Source organism: Fructilactobacillus hinvesii, from assembly GCF_024029435.1.
Classification (GTDB): Bacteria; Bacillota; Bacilli; order Lactobacillales; family Lactobacillaceae; genus Fructilactobacillus; species Fructilactobacillus hinvesii.
In genome coordinates this window covers 984,099-1,000,924 of sequence record NZ_CP097118.1, presented here as the reverse complement: position 1 = coordinate 1,000,924, position 16,826 = coordinate 984,099, and the positions used below count along the sequence as shown (strand labels likewise).

At 41.2% G+C, this 16,826-nt stretch carries 21 protein-coding genes; all 21 read left to right on the top strand.

Annotation, left to right across the window (positions count from 1 at the left end; all coding sequences use genetic code 11):
- Positions 1-3 precede the first annotated feature (3 nt).
- The 21 genes from M3M39_RS04990 to M3M39_RS04890 all read left to right on the top strand — a co-directional run bounded on the left by M3M39_RS04990 (position 4) and on the right by M3M39_RS04890 (position 16,825).
- Positions 4-591 carry a hypothetical protein gene (locus M3M39_RS04990; protein ID WP_252796776.1) on the top strand — a complete coding sequence of 196 codons (588 nt, stop codon included), beginning with the start codon at positions 4-6 and terminating at the stop codon, positions 589-591.
- Complete coding sequence (locus M3M39_RS04985; protein WP_252796775.1) at positions 592-843, top strand: hypothetical protein; 252 nt, start codon at positions 592-594, stop codon at positions 841-843.
- 98 nt (positions 844-941) lie between these two features.
- On the top strand, positions 942-1,361 hold the full coding sequence (locus M3M39_RS04980) for an ArpU family phage packaging/lysis transcriptional regulator (protein ID WP_252796774.1): 420 nt from the start codon (positions 942-944) through the stop codon (positions 1,359-1,361).
- Positions 1,362-1,690: 329 nt separating this feature from the next.
- The gene (locus M3M39_RS04975) at positions 1,691-2,077 is read left to right on the top strand and encodes a hypothetical protein (protein WP_252796773.1); all 387 of its coding nucleotides are present in this window, start codon (positions 1,691-1,693) and stop codon (positions 2,075-2,077) included.
- A gap of 10 nt (positions 2,078-2,087) precedes the next feature.
- The gene (locus M3M39_RS04970) at positions 2,088-2,300 is read left to right on the top strand and encodes a hypothetical protein (RefSeq protein ID WP_252796772.1); all 213 of its coding nucleotides are present in this window, start codon (positions 2,088-2,090) and stop codon (positions 2,298-2,300) included.
- Between the two features lie 11 nt (positions 2,301-2,311).
- Positions 2,312-2,866, top strand: a complete 555-nt coding sequence (locus M3M39_RS04965; protein WP_252796771.1) for an HNH endonuclease — start codon at positions 2,312-2,314, stop codon at positions 2,864-2,866.
- 350 nt (positions 2,867-3,216) lie between these two features.
- The gene (locus M3M39_RS04960) at positions 3,217-3,714 is read left to right on the top strand and encodes a phage terminase small subunit P27 family (protein WP_252796770.1); all 498 of its coding nucleotides are present in this window, start codon (positions 3,217-3,219) and stop codon (positions 3,712-3,714) included.
- On the top strand, positions 3,707-5,593 hold the full coding sequence (locus M3M39_RS04955) for a terminase TerL endonuclease subunit (RefSeq protein WP_252796769.1): 1,887 nt from the start codon (positions 3,707-3,709) through the stop codon (positions 5,591-5,593). Before M3M39_RS04960 ends, M3M39_RS04955 begins: the two co-directional genes overlap by 8 nt.
- An 8-nt stretch (positions 5,594-5,601) precedes the next feature.
- Positions 5,602-5,796: a hypothetical protein gene (locus tag M3M39_RS04950; RefSeq protein ID WP_252796768.1), complete on the top strand. Its 195-nt coding sequence runs from the start codon at positions 5,602-5,604 to the stop codon at positions 5,794-5,796.
- 15 nt (positions 5,797-5,811) lie between these two features.
- Positions 5,812-6,972 (top strand): phage portal protein, encoded by a 1,161-nt coding sequence (locus M3M39_RS04945; protein WP_252796767.1) that lies wholly within the window; start codon positions 5,812-5,814, stop codon positions 6,970-6,972.
- Complete coding sequence (locus tag M3M39_RS04940; protein ID WP_252796766.1) at positions 6,950-7,756, top strand: head maturation protease, ClpP-related; 807 nt, start codon at positions 6,950-6,952, stop codon at positions 7,754-7,756. The genes M3M39_RS04945 and M3M39_RS04940 overlap by 23 nt, the downstream gene beginning before the upstream one ends.
- Positions 7,746-9,089 (top strand): phage major capsid protein, encoded by a 1,344-nt coding sequence (locus M3M39_RS04935; RefSeq protein WP_252796765.1) that lies wholly within the window; start codon positions 7,746-7,748, stop codon positions 9,087-9,089. The genes M3M39_RS04940 and M3M39_RS04935 overlap by 11 nt, the downstream gene beginning before the upstream one ends.
- Positions 9,089-9,445: a head-tail connector protein gene (locus tag M3M39_RS04930; protein WP_252796764.1), complete on the top strand. Its 357-nt coding sequence runs from the start codon at positions 9,089-9,091 to the stop codon at positions 9,443-9,445. Before M3M39_RS04935 ends, M3M39_RS04930 begins: the two co-directional genes overlap by 1 nt.
- Positions 9,442-9,789 (top strand): phage head closure protein, encoded by a 348-nt coding sequence (locus tag M3M39_RS04925; protein WP_252796763.1) that lies wholly within the window; start codon positions 9,442-9,444, stop codon positions 9,787-9,789. The genes M3M39_RS04930 and M3M39_RS04925 overlap by 4 nt, the downstream gene beginning before the upstream one ends.
- A gap of 1 nt (position 9,790) precedes the next feature.
- Positions 9,791-10,198 carry an HK97-gp10 family putative phage morphogenesis protein gene (locus M3M39_RS04920; protein WP_252796762.1) on the top strand — a complete coding sequence of 136 codons (408 nt, stop codon included), beginning with the start codon at positions 9,791-9,793 and terminating at the stop codon, positions 10,196-10,198.
- A complete protein-coding gene (locus M3M39_RS04915) occupies positions 10,198-10,581 on the top strand; it encodes a DUF806 family protein (protein WP_252796761.1) in 384 nt (127 codons plus the stop codon). The genes M3M39_RS04920 and M3M39_RS04915 overlap by 1 nt, the downstream gene beginning before the upstream one ends.
- Entirely contained in the window at positions 10,581-11,246 is a 666-nt protein-coding gene (locus M3M39_RS04910) for a phage tail protein (RefSeq protein WP_252796760.1), read from the top strand. Before M3M39_RS04915 ends, M3M39_RS04910 begins: the two co-directional genes overlap by 1 nt.
- Entirely contained in the window at positions 11,218-11,457 is a 240-nt protein-coding gene (locus tag M3M39_RS04905) for a MucBP domain-containing protein (protein WP_252796759.1), read from the top strand. Before M3M39_RS04910 ends, M3M39_RS04905 begins: the two co-directional genes overlap by 29 nt.
- Before the next feature lie 67 nt (positions 11,458-11,524).
- On the top strand, positions 11,525-12,052 hold the full coding sequence (locus tag M3M39_RS04900; protein WP_252796758.1) for a phage tail tube assembly chaperone: 528 nt from the start codon (positions 11,525-11,527) through the stop codon (positions 12,050-12,052).
- A gap of 68 nt (positions 12,053-12,120) precedes the next feature.
- Positions 12,121-12,285, top strand: a complete 165-nt coding sequence (locus M3M39_RS04895; RefSeq protein WP_252796757.1) for a hypothetical protein — start codon at positions 12,121-12,123, stop codon at positions 12,283-12,285.
- 16 nt (positions 12,286-12,301) lie between these two features.
- Positions 12,302-16,825: a tape measure protein gene (locus tag M3M39_RS04890; RefSeq protein WP_252796756.1), complete on the top strand. Its 4,524-nt coding sequence runs from the start codon at positions 12,302-12,304 to the stop codon at positions 16,823-16,825.
- Position 16,826: the final 1 nt, after the last annotated feature.

Below are 16,826 nucleotides of genomic sequence, written 5' to 3'. Positions count from 1 at the left end.
CGGATGCTAATTATTGCAATTGTATTATGTGTTATTTCTTTGTTTGTAAGTTTCATTCTTTGGCAAACTATTAAAAAACAGCAACGTGAAAATTTGGAAAATATTCAAGACAAACAAGGCAAAGTTCGCGACCTGAGCAAGGAGATTAAGACATTTTTACAAACTAATGAAGTTACTACCATTTTTGATTCAACTTCTTATCCTCAAAGTAAGCCTATTGGTTATTTAATACCTGCTGAAACATATGAATGGTTCATGAATCCTAATCTTTACCAATTGGAAGATCAATTAAGAAATCAGGCGCATGTTGATTTTTTAGAAAATTCTAAGAACGTATGGTATTACATTAAGTTTGTTAATAATCGCAATGAAACACTTGGTTATTTCCATCATGAACCTGATGGTTATTGTTATATGTATAACGTTCCCACTATTTATAAAGATATGAAACAAGCATTAGAAGATTATCAAGAGGATTGGCTTCCAATTCTTAATAAAAAACAAGAAGGTCACGCTAAACTAATGGCTGTTCAATTGATAGAAACCGGATTAGTTGAGAGTTTGAAAGATAGAAATGAGGAGGAAGAATAAATGGCAATTGTTTGGGTATCGCTGAATATTTTGTGTGTTTTAGTTTTTATTCTGGGAATTGTTAGCGGTTTTGAATATTTTGATTCCAGAAAAGGTCAAGCCGTTTTATTGATTTTAGTTCTTTTATCTTTTGTCGGAATGGGCATTCTACATTACTGGTTCCTTTTGTCTCCTAGCTTGCAGCATTCAATTATCAATACTTTTGGGAAAACGTTCTTCGATTATCTGAAGTGGCGGATGATTTTGAAATAAAACAAAAAGCCCACCAAAATGGCGGGCAATGTGAACATCTGTTTGTGTCGAATGCTTTCAGTATATCACATTGCTTTTAGCGTATTGGGGGGCTTCTAATGGGACTATTTCCTGAAATTGATAGGAAAGCAACAATAAAAAATACCAAACGATTTTTTAAAAAGGTTTGGCCACGAATTATCCTTCAATCCGGATTAACGGCTGTGTCACTTCACTCTCCAGAAATAACGGATATGCCAACATCCACTCCATCCGGTAATTCAAACGAAAAGCTAGTGTTACGGATGCTAGAACGACAAGATGAAGTCAAAAACGTTATTCGATGCATTAATTCACTAGAACATAAGAAATCGTTAATCCTGCGTGATTCATTCATTAATAACATCCCTGATTGGAAAATCGCTAATCAAATTGGTTATGGCCAATCACGTTACTACGAGTTGAAGAACAATGCTTTGATTGATTTTGCGGATGCTGCTACTGCTTATGGGTTTGAATTGATAAAAGAAAAATCGTAGTTTTAGTAGAGTTTTTTCGTAGAAAGACCGGAGTTCATTCGTAGTGACACATGCAATAATTGTTAATGTAAGCAAAGTGGATAGGAGCCACTGAGTTTACCATCTTGTTTGTGTGATGATAGGCTTTTCAAACTCAATCATCAGCCGTCTGCGGGTTCATCCTGGTTCGATTCCAGGAGACGGCATCGGGTTATCGCAAACCCACATCTCGTAACACCAAACTGAAAGCAGTATAAAAAATCGGACTTTAAGGGTTACTGCTGAAAGTTATAGCAATCACAGGAATGTGGTTGCTTTTTTGTACGTAGAATTAATTGGGAGGAATCGTGTTGAAAGAGTTAAAGGGTTTAATTGTTACTCAGAGCAAATATGCTGCATACGGTTTGACTAAAGAAATGTACGCTGCGTTGCTAAAAGGAAATACCGTTGGCAGTTCTAAGTTTTATGATGTAGCTTCAAGCATTGATAACACAATTTCATTTGTTTCAGAGCTTGCCGGTTATCCGATTAAATATACGTACTACATTAAAAGTATTAAGGCGGCTTACCTTGATGGCATGGACTTTTCATCATTCATTATTACTTCAGGAGCTTTAATGAAAGCATCAGAGGATGATTTACATGAATGTATCACTAGGATGAAAGATACAATCATTCCTTCTGGTTATGATCCATTTGGTCCATTAACTAATTTACTACCAGGATTTCCTAGATAGAGGTGAGTGGATGCCAAAGGAAGTTAAGGATTGGATTACTACCCTGTACCGAAATAACCCAAATAAGAATTGTCTAAACTTAATTGGGGATATCATGACACAGGTCCGGCAGTACCAGGTAACTCCTGGGGATCAGTTGGATGTTGTGGGCCAATGGATGATGTCTGACAAAGATAACGTTGCAGTGGCCATCAGTTATCTAGCCGGTAAGTTTAATGACTAGGAGGATGCATCATGCCTAAAGCTAGAATGTGTCATCATCCCCGATGCCATCAGTTAGCTTTGATGCCTTATCATTTCTGCAAGCAACATCAGTCAGAAGAAGCTACATGGGAAGCTAACCGGTCACGATGGACGAATGGCCATGATAAACAAGACAGGTATCAACGATACAATCAGTATCGCAATCATGATCCGAAGCAGAAACAGTTCTACAACTTTTATTCATCAAAGCAATGGTTGCAGTTAGCATCCATTGTTAGAAGTAAACAACACTACATCTGTCAGTACTGCAAAGCGCTTGGCATTAATACAATCAATCAGAAGACAGTTGACCACATCGTGCCACGTAAGGTTAATAGAGCTAAGCAACTAGACGAATATAACCTTGCTGTCATCTGTCGACGGTGTCATGCAATGAAGACCAAGTGGGAACAAGACTACTACGGACTGACTAACCAGGACATGGCCAAGCCAGTCAAAGAAGTAACTGATGTGAACGAAATTGCGCTAAGAATGAGAGGAACTGATGTTGGGGCATTAAAAAAACATCGCAACAACAACATTTGAACAACAAAAAACTATGGAAACAAAAAAAGTAGCTCCCATTTGCCCCAAAGAAAATCCAGCTAAATGAAATAACCCCCCCGGCCTGTTTTTCGGATCCGTGGGAAGCTCACATTGGGATCAACTCGCATCAAAATTTCGTTTTGATGAAATTTTTTGTGCCAGTTATGAGACGGATTGACTAGTTTTGACAACGTTCTGTGTTGCATTGATTTAATTTTGATAGTTGTTGTAACGAGAGTACTTAGCGCAATTGAAAATAACAAAATAAAGCCACACTCCAGCAACGGATTGTGGCTTTTTTCGTGGAAATAATTAGGGCAATTAATTGCTCAACGAAGGAAGTGATGATTATGGCAGAAAAATCGGGACGTCATCCAGGTCGGCCCCGGAAAAATGAGAATGAACTACCAATTAAGCCGCCGAAGTACCTCAAAGGGGAAGCTTATAACTTGTATCGGCGTCTGCGTGATCCGTTAACAGAAAGCGGGCTCGTCAATAACCTAGATCGTTCATTGCTGGAGGCGTTCTGCATGCAATATCAAATCATTAGAGAAAGCTATGCCATCATCGCCGAAAATGGTCCTGTGAAAGCAACTAAAGAAATTGACATAATTAACAAGAGCGAAACGGTTAAGCAGATCATCACTACTACGAGTTTTGACAAGAATCCAGCCGTGGCCGCGCTGAATAATGCTACTAAAGAATTCCGGTCGATGGCTGACCAATTGGGCTTGTCGCCAAAATCACGCGAAGACATTTTGAAAAATGCTAAAAGTGACCAGGATAAAGAAGAAAAGCCAAAATCCAACATTCTATCTTTAATTAAAGGTAGTGGAACTGATGGTTGATTTAACTCAATCGCATGACGTGATCGGGGCGTACCAGGATAATGACTATTCTGCAATTCGTAGCAAATACAAGGATGCGGCCGTGCAGTATGCCTTTGACGTGCTAGATGAAAAACAGATTGCGGGTTATCACATTCGATTGGCCTGCTTCCGTTTCTTGCAGGATTTAAAACGACAGGATGATCCGGACTTTCCGTTTGTTTATAACAACGACAAAGCCTCCTGGATTAATAACTTTGCGGCCTTGTGCCCGGAAGCTACTTCCGGAAATCCAATGAAGTTAATGAACTGGCAGAAGTTTACCTTTGCCCAGATGAACGGCTGGGAACGAAAATCAACGCATACCAGGAGATTCGTAAAGACCGTTTACTCTATTGCCCGTGATCAAGGGAAGACTTATTTAATGGCCATACAAATTTGTTACGACTTTATCTTTGTGGCGGCCGATAAATATAACCAGGAGATTTTGGCATCAGCGAACAACTTTGATCAATCGATGAAGCTGTTTGGCTACGTCAAAATCATGCTCCGGAAACTAATTACAATTCCGGAGTTTAAAGAATGGGCAGATGAAGTTGGTTTAAAGATTCAATCCAGAACCATTATTCAAACCAAATACAACAACAAGATCATTCCAATTTCCCAGGAGTCTGGCCGGTTTGATAGTCACCACTTTGTTTTGGCGGTCGCTGATGAAATCGGGGAACTCAAAAACTTCGAAGGGATTAGCAAAATTACCTCCGGACAATCCAAAGTTCCGGATCACATGCTAGTAGAAATTAGTACCTGCTACCAGGATCCAACGGTTCCGTTTCATGCTGAACAAGATGGCTTGATTGAAGTCATGGAGAAGGATGATGAACGTGAGCTAGATGACCAGCTGTGCTTGTTGTGGCAGCAGGATAGCACGGAAGAAATCTATCCGGAAGAAGTTTCAGACCTTGGTTATCGATGTTGGGAAAAAAGTAATCCGCTCTTAGGACTTCCGGAGGTTCACGACGTGGCTTTGTCCGGATTGATTTCCGGCCGTGATGATGCTGTCTTTAATAACAAGGCCGCTGATTATCAGGCCAAGTCAATGAACATCTGGAGCCAATCCAGTGATAAGTCATTCCTGAAACTTCCGGAGATTAACAATGCTGTTAGCAACAAACCGTTTGATATCCATGGACGACGAGTGTACGTCGGCATGGATTTTTCTTTATCGTCTGATAACACGTCTTTGGCCTTTGTTTATCCGTTTGAAACGGATGATGGCCAACAAAAGTGGTACATCACACAACACAGCTTCATTCCCTGGCATGCAGCCGGCAGCATTGAAGCAAAAGAAAAAATCGATGGGATTGAATACCGTAAGCTAGCACCGGAATTTTGCACGATCACCAGCGACATTAAGGGGACCATCAACAAAGACCAGGTTTACAGCTGGCTATTGAATTTTATCCAGGAGAACGATCTGCAAGTTGAGTTCTTTGGCTACGATGCTATGGGTGTCGATAAGGTGATTCAGCTGCTGGAAGATAACGCGAAGTTCCCGTTAGTTCCGGTTAGTCAACGAACGCAATTTTTAAAAGATCCAACGAAATTTATCCAGGATGCTTTTATCCACGAACAGATTGTAATGCCGAATGATGAAGTTCTCATCAAAGCCCTATCTAATGCCGTCATTTATGAAGACAAAGTCGGGATTCAGGTCGATAAAAATGCTGGGACGCTAAAAATCGACGTGGATGATGCCTTGGTTAACGCATTTTATTCGGCCATGTTTGCGTTCGATGATTTTGATGCCAAGGGTGTGGCCAAGAAAACAATTGTAGACCGGATGTCTGTCCAGGACTTACGCAAGTTTATTGATGATCCGGACAACGGATTCTTTTAGGAGACAACATGAAAAAAATCTTACGACTATTAATTGAAAACATTGATGTAGCACTTCTACTAGTTGGAAGTGCTTTTTTTATACTCTCAGGTTTCTATTTTGGCACGTTAGTCGGCTTTTTAACCACGGGGTTCATTTGTGTGGTGTGGGGCGTCGTCATTAACGTCTGTGCCAATTTCAAACGGCCCACCAAAAAGGAGTGAAAGGGGGTGAATTAAATGGGTTTACTCAACCTTTCTAATTTATTTAAAGGAGTAACCACTCCACAACCTAACGTTCCGGAAGACCCGCGTAATTTTTTGAACCCGGATTTAGGGCTGTTTGACGATGCCACAGTACCAAGCACTGATTATCTAAAAAACTCTAGTCTGTTTGCCATTTTGAGTTACATCACTAATGACCTTTGTTCTGGAAAATTCGTTGTACCGAATAGGCCACAGACACAGGCCTTGTTGCAAAACCCCTCCAAGTTAACATCGGGGGCTTCCTTTTGGCAGTCCATGTTTATGAACTTACTGACCAACGGAGAATCGTTTGCTTACCGACAACGTTCTAGCAATCAGCAGGATTTTCAATGGATCCCGTTACGGCAAACGCAAGTAACTACGTTTGTCTTAGCGGATGCCTCAGGACTCGTTTACAACATCACTTTTGATGAACCGTCTTTGGGGACGATGCATAACGTCTCAATGAACGACATGATTCATTTAAAACTCGTTTCTAACAATGGGGGGCTCACGGGGATTTCTCCGCTGCTGTCATTAAAGGAAGAAATGACTATTCAGCAAAAATCGAATGCTTTGACGCAGCGGGCCCTGGATCAAGGTAACTCGGTTCATGGGGTTGTAAAGGAAAACAAAGAGGGACTGCTGAACGAAAAAGAAAAGCTACTGCGGGCCCGTAAGTTATCCCGGGAAATGCGTGAGACCGGATTAGTAGTTGTTGATGATCTGGAAGACTTTACTCCAGTTGAATTGAAGTCAGACGTGGCCAATCTGTTAAAGCAAACGGATTGGACGACTGATCAGTTCTGCAAGGTTTACGGGGTACCACCTTCGTTGTTTGGAGGTACTGGAGATCAGCAAAGTTCGGTGGACATGGAAGCAGATATTTATTCACGCGCACTGAACCGGTTTAAGAACCAGATTATTAGCGAACTGAAATTCAAACTGCAAACCGATGTTGATTTAGATTTGCGGTCTGTGACGGATCCGGACGGCCGTAAGTATGCTGAAACGATTGCGAACTTAACGTCCAAAGGTGCCATTGATGGTCAAACGGCAGTGAAGATGCTAAATGCAATTGGTTTCGTAGCTGATGATCTAATGGCTGATGCCATGAAAGGGGGTGAGAACAATGGCGACAACAATTCAAATTAAGGGGCCAGTACTTTCTGCTGACCAGGAGTCGATGTACTCGTGGCTGGGGATTGATCCCAGTACTTATACCGGTTTTTCTAACGTAAATAATGCTTTGAATAGCACGTTTGCGGGGGACGATATCGTACTGGAAATTAACTCACCTGGTGGGGACGTTAATGCGGCTTCCGATATCTATTCAGCATTGCGTAAATGTGCTGAACAAAATAGCAACAACATCATTGCAAATATTACTGGATTGGCAGCTTCGGCTGCCTCTTTTATTGCTATGGCCGCTGACGAAGTCAACATTGCGCCGCTAGCCAAAATCATGATTCACAAAGCTAGTGCCGGCATTGCTGGCAATGCGGATGACATGAATTTTGCATCCTCAGTATTAAGCCAAACCGATGAAGAACTAGCCAATGTCTATTCCCGAAAAACGGGGATGGATAAAGGCAAGATTCTGAACATGATGGCCCAGGAAACCTGGATTTCGTCAACTGATGCAGTGGATATGGGCTTTGCCGACAAAGTGATTTACGAACCGTCTAGCAAGGCTGGGACGTCCATTACTAATTTTGCTGACAAGTTCCAGATTACGGCCATGACCAAACAAGCTTCCAATTTAAAACTGCCAGGCCCGGATCAGTTAGCAAAGTTTAAAGCCTTCCAGGATTTTGAAGCAAAAGGCCAACCAGCTGACGAACCTAAACCTACTGACGTAAAGAAGCACGTCAAAACACAACGAGAAATTTATCTCGCAAATGCTAAAAAACTAAAGGAGATTAATAATGCCAACTAACTTTAAAGTACCAGGGCTAAACGTTAATGATGCCCAAAAAAAGCTTACAGATTTAAGTAATAAATTAACCGATGCTTACAAAGCTAAAGAAGAATTAATGAACCAAGCGGATGCATCAGTGAAAGATCTGAAAGCAGCTGCTGACAAAGTAGCTTCCTTGCAAGCTAAAGTAGACATTGCTCAAAGTGACTACGAAAAAGCCCAAAAGTCATTGACTGATGACCAAAAAATTCCGGTGGATGACAAAAAGGGAACTCCTGGTAAACCAAGCGACAATTCTAAAGCAATTTTTGGAAACGATATTTACAACTTGGCCAGAAAGAACTTTGGCCAAATTGTGAACGTGGCCAAAGAAACTGATGATGACTCATTCACAGTTACAATCCCGGTTGACCAGCAAACGGCCATCAACGAAATCCGGAAACAACGGACTGACTTTTCTCAAGAATTCCACCAAGAAGCAGTTGGAACCTTAACTGGTAGCCGGGTTGTGCAAACCGACGCTAACTTAATTCCAATGCAGGACTTAACCGATGGGGAATCCATCACGCTACAAGATATTGACAATCTGAAAACGTTGGCTTACTCAATCCACACTTACGCAACTGCTACGAAGCTTACTAATAACCTGCTGAATGATTCTGCAGAAAATTTGCAAGCTTACGTGATTAAGTGGATTGGATTGTCTCAAGTTCTCGGTCGGTCACAAGCTTGCTTAAGAGCGTTGAACCAATTGTTTGTTGACATCACTGACAAAAATGGGAACCAAATCAAAGCACCAAAATCCACCATCAAAATTAGCAAGTTGGATGACGTTATTGATTTGATTATGCCTGGTTCAGTGCTTGATGGAGCGGTTGCTACAAGCCCGAATGCTAAGATTTACACCACTAACACTGGGTTCACTAAACTGGCTAAGGTTAAGAATGCCAAGGGTGAATACATGATTGAACCGGATGTTACGAACCCTGACATTTACCGCTTCCGTGGCAAAGAAATTAAAGCAGTTGAAGATTCCTTGTTTAAAGACAAAGACGGGAACTCGTTGTTTACGAAATTACCGAAGAATGCAGAACCGATTGTCTTTGGGGACTTGGACTACACCGGGACTGTGTTTGACCGGATGAATGGTCGGATTGATTTGGATCCTTCACTGGCATTCTTGGAAAACGCTAACGTGATCCGGTTCCTGGATCGGTTTGATTCTAAGGTTATGCAACCGGATGGTTTTGCGCTTGGTTACTTCAACAACATCGCTGATTCAGTGCCGATGATTTCAACTGACACCACTACGCAGGCGGATGATTCTTCCAAGTCAACGGGTAGCAAGTAATGATTGATTATCAGCTGGAAGATGACCCAACGCTTGAAGAATTCAAAGAGTTTATGAACGTTTTAAGCAACGACGATGATGGAATTTGTCGCATGTGTCTGAAAGCAGCTGAATCTTATGTGCAAAACGCAATCGGGTTTGAATTACCTGGCTTTTATTCCAAAGGTAGTGACGCCTTTGACTTGTACAAGCAAGCTGTTTTCGCGTTTGCTGGCACTAATTTCACCAATCGAATTGCTTATGCGAATGCGCAACAATATGAATCGAATCTGACCGGAAAATCTTACATTGGGAGTTTACGCGGAATGTATTTAATTGAACAAGAAAAAGCCGAAAAGGCAGGTGACCAAGGATGAAAATTCCCAAGTTATCTGCCTTTTGTTATACCGTTCAATTTTACAAATTAGGTGATGACGATATTGATGAAAATACCGGTCAATCTAAGCCAATGCCCATTCCAACGTTTAAAGCCAAAGCGGCTCCGTTAAAGCGAAGTCGTGGATTGCAATGGCGGGCCAATGATTTAAAGCTTGGGGACACGGTCGACATTATGGTTCGCCACGATGACCGTATTTCTGAGCAGTTACAAGTTCGTTATGATGGTGAACTTTGCAACATCATCAGCTATCAACCGGATGATTCATTTGGATTTAATGGATATGACATTCTCACAATCCGTCAGGTTAGCGAGAGGAACTAAGATGAACGATTTAGACGAACAACTACTTGAAATGCAGAAAATGCTACAACAAGCAGTTCCGGACACGGAGAGAAAAACTCAAATTACTCAAGCTGGAGCCCAGGTCTTAAAAACTAACTTGGAAAAAGTTACAAAGCAAAAGCATTATCGCAAAGGCGAGCATAAGCATTTGGCCGACAATATTGTTTCGCAAGATAAGGATATCGACAACATCAAAAATGGTAATTCAGTAGTTGGATTTAATTACGATAAGACCAACAAAATTGATTGGGGTGTTCGGGCCATGTTTCTAAATAACGGGACCTCACGTCATTTGGTTGGTGATCATTTTGTTGATGAAACGGTAAGTAATTCTAAGCAGGATATCTTCAAAGCGATGGTCAAAGAGTTTGAAAGAGGTGGTAACTAATGCTGCTGCCAGTTGTTCAAGTGGCCAAACTAATTAAATCATTCAACTTATCTTGGATTGACAAGGTTGTTTCTAGTTTGACAGTCCCATCACTGGACGGAACGAATGAAACGGTTGTGGTGCTTTCTGAAGTACAAAATACGCCAACCGGATATGCTAATGATGGTTTTAAAGCCTGGATGGCTACCGTAGAAATTCAAATTTATTACAAAAAATCAGCTGCCTTTAACTTAATGACAGCTGAATCTGATTTAACTCATAAATTAACCGAAAAAGGCTGGACGATTGAGCGTTCTGATCCGCACATTACGGATCCGGAATCGCATCAAATTACCCGGTCTTTTTTTGTTAGCAACGTTTTAATAGAAAAGGAGAATAAGTAATGGCTGATGACACAGTAAGAACAACGATTGCCACTCACGGGATTGAGCTTGTAATCTTGGCAGTCAAGGATGATAAAGGTCAAGTAATCACTGGTTCTAATGGATTGAGTGATAGTGGTCTTTATTTTGTTGAAGGAAACGAACGGGGTACCACGCAAGCTAACATCACTGGAATTGAACAAAAGGGTCAAGCTCAGTGGGCCAATGATACCAAGAAACGGGTTACCTATGGTTCTCCAGAAATCGAAGTGGCATTGACGCTATTAGATGCTGATGAGGAACCGATGATGAAGTGTGTTGGGTCTTATACTGACCCAACTACGGGCATTACAGTACGGACTAGTTCTTCAAAACCACATGTGGCCATGATTTTAGTTTCGAAAAAATACGATGGTACGAAAAAGTATGAATGCTTCTCAAATGGGAACATGATTCTACCAACGATCAATCACCAAACTGATAACACGAACCAAACAGCATCTAATCCGGCTTACACCTACTCAGCACTGGCTCCAATGGATAAGAATGTTTTCCTTGATGACAAAGGTAACCAGCAATTGATGGGAACGACTTCATCTGCAAGCCCTAACTTTGACTTGAAGAAATTGTTTGATGTTGTTTTCCCTGGAAATAAGTATGGGACCACGGCAGCGAGTAACAGCTAGTCAAACGATTATTGTTCACTACCAGGATACGGATGGGAAAGCCATTGAGGGATTAAGTGACAAGCAGATTACTGGTGAAGTTGGGGATCCTTACGTAATTGATACTCCTGATGATGTTCCAGGATATAAATATCAAAAATCAACAATTCCTTTGCAAGGAACGTTTACAGCTGATCAAAGCGCAGTAGTAACTTATCAAAAAAATCAATAAACACTTTTAGTCGCCAAGAAATTCACAGTACGAACAATCGGGCGGCTTTTTTCATTAGGAGGAAATTATGGCCACTTTAAAATTGAATCTTCAAAACATCGGATTAAAGAACTCAGTTTCTTTAAAAAAGACGGTTGAAAACCGGAAAAAGTTTAGCCAACTGGCTTTAAAGGTTAATGATCAGCAAATTGAAGCTACTCAAGCAGAATTAAATGAATTAGACGACGATTCTGACATTAAATTAGCTGAATTGCAGGAAAAATTATCCAAAACTGATTCTCTAGTTGAATCAGCCAAACTGAAAAAAGAAATCAAACGAATTCGGCTCAATCGTGAATTAAACGAACTGAAAAAGACCCCTGATGATGCTGAAAAGGCGGAATCATTTATGGACCAAATGAACCAAGGCCTGATTGATGCTTTGGGACTTTCTGAAGAACAAATTGACGAATTTAATAGCTATGCTCCTTCATCGTTTGAAATTGGGGAAGCCATTAGTTATGTGAACAGCCGGTTTGCGGGCCTGAGTGACGCAGATTATGAAGCTGCTAAGAAAGAGCAAAGTAGCGTGCTGCAAGACCCAAAAGCAAGCTAGCCCGGCTGGCCAAACAAAGTATTGAGCTGCAAAAAGACATTGCGGATACTAACTATTTTTTCAAACAAATGTTTGAAAATTTCGGTGTAGTCCCATCACAAATTGCTGATGAAGACTTTGATGAATTAATGGAAACACTATCTGCACAACCGAAAGAGAAAAGAACTTTTAAAACTTACGGTTATTCAGTTGAGGATAAGACGGACGATATTTCCGCCGGAATCAATTTTTAAAGAAAGGAGGTAAACCATGCAAACTTCATTCCAAATGAACACTAAAATTGCCCTGGATACTGTTGGAGCCGAAGACTCTTTAAAGAGCTTTAACCGGGCTATGCAGACTAACGTTAATGCCATGAAGAATGGGATTGCTCAAGCAAATGCCCTGGGCGATGCGATGGGTGCCAATAAGGCCAAAATCGACGGGCTTGGTAACGTAATGACTACGTTAGAAAACAAAATCGAGTTACTGCGAAACAAACAAGAAGGATTAGATGTCACAACTAAAACCGGAGCCGATCAGTATTTAAAGTTGCAGACCCAAATTGAGAAAGCGGAGTCCCAAGTTGCTAAGTATTCGGCCCAACAGGAATCTGCTCGGCAAAAAAATACTTACTATACTAGCGGACTTGCCGAACTTCAACGAGGTTATAACTTAACTAACCAAGCAACCGAAGCTCATGTGGCCAGACTAGAAGCCGAAGGCCGAACCTTAGATGCTACCAAAGTTAAGCTAGAAGGAACTAAGCAGGGACTGGAAAGTTTGACTCAGCAATTAAAAATCCAGGATTCTGAATTGCAGAGTAGCAAAAGTAGACTAGATGAGACGCATAGTAAATATGACACTTTGAAGTCGACTTTGTCCCAATTGAAAGCGGCCGGGAAAGAAAATACATCAGAGTATAAAGCCCAGGAAGAGCAATTAGCTAGATTAAAGCTAGAACTAGATAAATCTAACGAAGCATTCTTAGTTCAATCAGCCAGAGTCGAAAAAACGAAGACTAGCATGGCAGAAGCTCAATCAGAAGTAGGTCAACTAAATCGTCGGATTGAGGAAATTAATCCTAGTCCGTTCAAGCGATTAAGTAATGCTATCCAAGAGACTAATGAAAAAGGCCGGGAACACCAATCTGTTTTCAAAGCAGCATTTGCTGCTAACTTAGTTTCCAATGCTGTTATTTCTGGTTGGGCCCGGTTAACTGGATCAATTGGTGAAGCGACTAGAGCCGGAATGGAATATGACAAACAGCAGCAGAAAATGGTTGCCGTTTGGACTACATTAACTGGCCATCGAAAAGATGCCCAGGGTATGGTCGATGACGTTAATAAGTTATCCGTGGCCACTGGTCAATCTGCTGAACAAACGGATGAGTTAGAACAGAAATTCTATCACCTTCATTCCAGTAAGGATGAAGCCCACGAAATGACCAAAGCCATGCTTAACATGGCTGATGCCGTTGGGTTAAATGGTCAACAAATTGATGCCGTATCGCAAGATATGACCAATGCATTGTCTCGAGGAAAAGCCAGTGCCGGTGAAATTAATCAGATCACACAGTATTTCCCGATGTACCGTGAAGAACTTGCTAAAAGCAAGAATGTTACCGTTGAACAGCTTAATGAAATAGTTAAGCAAGGTAAGGTTTCTGCAGATGACATGGAAAAGGTCTTTGAAAAATTAGGTAACGTTAAGTACGGTAAGGCAGCTGAAAACATGCTGTCGACCATGCAAGGGGCCGAACGGGTCATTAAAGCTCGAGTCCCAGCGTTAATTGGTGCGATTGAAAAGCCAATTATGGAATCAAAGAATCCGATGTACTTGGCCGTTTCCAAATGGGTTTCTGACCCAAGAACAGAAGCTGAATTTAATAAAGTTGGGAAAGCAGCTGCCAATGGGATTAATACCATTACCCAAGCCTTTTCTAAGGCATTTAATGTTAAAGATAGTCAAAAGGCCATGGATAACATGGTTAATGGTTTGGCCAAAGGAATTACTAGCATTAGTAATGCTGTTGCTGCCCATGCTAAGGACATCAAAGACTTCTTTGAAGTTTTCAAAGAAACGGGATCCGGAACCTTTAAAGTCTTAATTGAAACTCTAAAGGATTTGGCTCCGGTAATTAAACTAGTTGGAGGAGCAGCTAGTGAGCATCCAAAAGCATTTGCTGCTATGGCTAGTAGCATGATTATTACCAGCAAAGCATCAACTCTAATGAATGCTGCTCTCGTTCCAATTGCCGGGACATTTAGAATGATTCATGGTCCATTTGCAGCCGTAAATGGTTTATTTAAGGGTTTCAGAGGAATTGAAGTAGCTGAGGATGCTAGCAAAATTACTAAATCATGGTCTAAAGTGGGACCGGCGTTTAGAGGAGCTGCTAGCGGATTTTCAAAAGGTATGAATTCTTTTGCTAGTGGAGTAGAAAAAATGTACTTCAAAGTTTCCGGCAGCTTGGGACAGTTGGTTAAAGGTACTGGCCGGGCTGCAGCAGATTTCGGTAAAAACCTTGTATCGATGACTAAATCAGCTACTAAAACAGCTATTTTAGTTGGAAAATCGATGGCTTCAATGGCATTGTCAGTTGTTAAATCATTAGGTCGAATGGCAATTGCTTTTGCAACTAATCCCTTTGGACTAGCAATCATTGGAATAACAGCTTTGGTAACTGCGGTAGTTCTAGCCTATGCAAAAATTAAACCTTTTAGAGACTTTGTTAACGGACTGGGCCGGGCGATTGTTAAGTCATTTAAGGCCGTCGTTGATTTCTTTAAAAATAATTGGAAAGGCATTGGATTAATCATTATTAATCCGTTCGTCAGGATCCCTAAAATGCTTTACGACAAAGTAAAGCCATTCCGTGATTTTGTTAATACGGTTAGGAATATCATTTTTAGCGGGTTTAACGCTATTGGTAAATTCTTTGTTAGTTTTTGGAACGGAACAACTAAGGTCTTTAGTTCCTCTCTTCACTTTATTGAAAACATTTGGCACGTTACCTGGACCTCTGTTGCTAATGTTGGAAAGAGCGTTTGGAATGGAATTACTTCATTTTTAGGTGGATTTTGGAACGGGATCCGGAATGTATTCAATTCTTCCCTTCACTTTGTTTCTAGTATCTGGACTAATTCTTGGAATGCTATTTTCAACATCGGTCGGGGTATTTGGAACGGAATCACTTCGTTCTTAGGCGGTTTCTGGAATGGAGTCCGGAATGTGTTTAATTCCTCTTTGAGATTCATTTCAATTATTTGGAATAATACCTGGAATGCAGTCTTTAACTTTGGAAAAGGCATTTGGAATGGTATTTCCGGAGTATTCAACGGATTTATAAATGGAGTACGCTCCGTTTGGGATTCTGTAACTCACTTTCTTGGTAAAGCTTGGAGCGATACATGGAATGGAGTTATTAACACAGCTAAAAGTGCTGTTCGAACGGTTGGCCACGTTGTAGCTGACATTGCTAACGGAGTTATTAAACCAATCAATACGATGCTTGATAAAATTCGGGACGGTATTAATTGGATTCTAGACAAGGTTGGCGCTCACAAAATTGGTAAGTTTGAAATTCCTATGGTTCGGTATGCTAACGGTACGCCGGATACACATAAGGGCGGTTTGGCCATGGTGAACGATGGTCCAGGTTCGAACTTCCGGGAAATGTACAAGCTACCGAATGGCCAAGTCGGGATGTTTCCGAATAAGCGCAACATGATTGTTCCGCTGCCGGCCGGCACGTCTGTGTTGGATGGTGAACGTTCGGCCAGAATGGCTAAACTTATGGGAATTCCTGCTTATAAGGGCGGAATTGGTGGCTTTTTTAGTGGTCTATGGGATGGTGCAAAAGACATCGTAGATGATGCTGAAAAAATTATTAAAAATCCCGCTAAATTTATGGAAGCAACGCTGGATCACTTCTTGGGTAACTTTTCATCGAACATTAAGTTAGCTAGTGAAATCATTACCCATTTTCCTGGGAAACTAGCTAGCGAATCAATTAACTGGGTTAAGAAGCTCTTTACCGATTTTGCCGGCGATGGTGGCGGTGGCCGTGGTGCTCCATCCGGCCATGGTGTACAACGTTGGCGTGACCAGGTAGTTGCTGCCTTAAAGGCCAACGGACTTTCTTCCAGTGAAGGAATGGTTAATAAAGTTCTTCGCCAAATTGCTACTGAATCTGGTGGTAATGAAAAGGCTGTTCAAGGTGCTATTGGTGATATTAATAACATCACTGGTGACCTTGCTAAAGGACTAATGCAAGTTACTGGAGCAACGTTTAGAGCTAATGCATTCCCAGGTCACAACAATCCATTTAACGGGTATGACAGTTTGCTTGCTGGATTGAATTATGCGAAAAAGCGTTATGGAAAGGATTTATCTTTTCTTGGCCAAGGTCATGGTTACGCTAATGGTGGTTACGTCAATCAGCATCAAATGATTGAGATTGCTGAAGGTAACATGGGTGAATTCGTCATTCCAACGGATCCGGCAAAACGTCCCCGAGCTGAACAGCTGATGGATGAAATTAATGCTCAATTTGCTTCTGATGGAGCTTCACCTCATCGTAACGGAAATAATGGATCCGGAAACGGATTAGAACAGGAAGTACAAGATTTAAAAAATATGGTTGCTACTCTCATAAAACTACAAACTGATACGGTTATCGCATCTAAAGATACCGCAGATGCAGTTCTTAAAACGGCTCAGGATCCAAGGCAAAGATACATTCAAGATGCTAATAATCGATCTTTAAGAAATTATCAATTGGGAGGTTAGT

Bases quoted from the DNA above. Each gene is read 5' to 3' on its own strand.
- M3M39_RS04920 (WP_252796762.1), top strand. From the start codon at position 9,791: ATGAACGATTTAGACGAACAACTACTTGAAATGCAGAAAATGCTACAA.
- M3M39_RS04945 (WP_252796767.1), top strand. From the start codon at position 5,812: ATGGGTTTACTCAACCTTTCTAATTTATTTAAAGGAGTAACCACTCCA.
- M3M39_RS04980 (WP_252796774.1), top strand. From the start codon at position 942: ATGGGACTATTTCCTGAAATTGATAGGAAAGCAACAATAAAAAATACC.
- M3M39_RS04990 (WP_252796776.1), top strand. From the start codon at position 4: ATGCTAATTATTGCAATTGTATTATGTGTTATTTCTTTGTTTGTAAGT.
- M3M39_RS04985 (WP_252796775.1), top strand. From the start codon at position 592: ATGGCAATTGTTTGGGTATCGCTGAATATTTTGTGTGTTTTAGTTTTT.
- M3M39_RS04915 (WP_252796761.1), top strand. From the start codon at position 10,198: ATGCTGCTGCCAGTTGTTCAAGTGGCCAAACTAATTAAATCATTCAAC.
- M3M39_RS04930 (WP_252796764.1), top strand. From the start codon at position 9,089: ATGATTGATTATCAGCTGGAAGATGACCCAACGCTTGAAGAATTCAAA.
- M3M39_RS04960 (WP_252796770.1), top strand. From the start codon at position 3,217: ATGGCAGAAAAATCGGGACGTCATCCAGGTCGGCCCCGGAAAAATGAG.
- M3M39_RS04905 (WP_252796759.1), top strand. From the start codon at position 11,218: ATGGGACCACGGCAGCGAGTAACAGCTAGTCAAACGATTATTGTTCAC.
- M3M39_RS04955 (WP_252796769.1), top strand. From the start codon at position 3,707: ATGGTTGATTTAACTCAATCGCATGACGTGATCGGGGCGTACCAGGAT.
- M3M39_RS04935 (WP_252796765.1), top strand. From the start codon at position 7,746: ATGCCAACTAACTTTAAAGTACCAGGGCTAAACGTTAATGATGCCCAA.
- M3M39_RS04940 (WP_252796766.1), top strand. From the start codon at position 6,950: ATGGCGACAACAATTCAAATTAAGGGGCCAGTACTTTCTGCTGACCAG.
- M3M39_RS04970 (WP_252796772.1), top strand. From the start codon at position 2,088: ATGCCAAAGGAAGTTAAGGATTGGATTACTACCCTGTACCGAAATAAC.
- M3M39_RS04950 (WP_252796768.1), top strand. From the start codon at position 5,602: ATGAAAAAAATCTTACGACTATTAATTGAAAACATTGATGTAGCACTT.
- M3M39_RS04910 (WP_252796760.1), top strand. From the start codon at position 10,581: ATGGCTGATGACACAGTAAGAACAACGATTGCCACTCACGGGATTGAG.
- M3M39_RS04925 (WP_252796763.1), top strand. From the start codon at position 9,442: ATGAAAATTCCCAAGTTATCTGCCTTTTGTTATACCGTTCAATTTTAC.
- M3M39_RS04965 (WP_252796771.1), top strand. From the start codon at position 2,312: ATGCCTAAAGCTAGAATGTGTCATCATCCCCGATGCCATCAGTTAGCT.
- M3M39_RS04890 (WP_252796756.1), top strand. From the start codon at position 12,302: ATGCAAACTTCATTCCAAATGAACACTAAAATTGCCCTGGATACTGTT.
- M3M39_RS04895 (WP_252796757.1), top strand. From the start codon at position 12,121: ATGTTTGAAAATTTCGGTGTAGTCCCATCACAAATTGCTGATGAAGAC.
- M3M39_RS04900 (WP_252796758.1), top strand. From the start codon at position 11,525: ATGGCCACTTTAAAATTGAATCTTCAAAACATCGGATTAAAGAACTCA.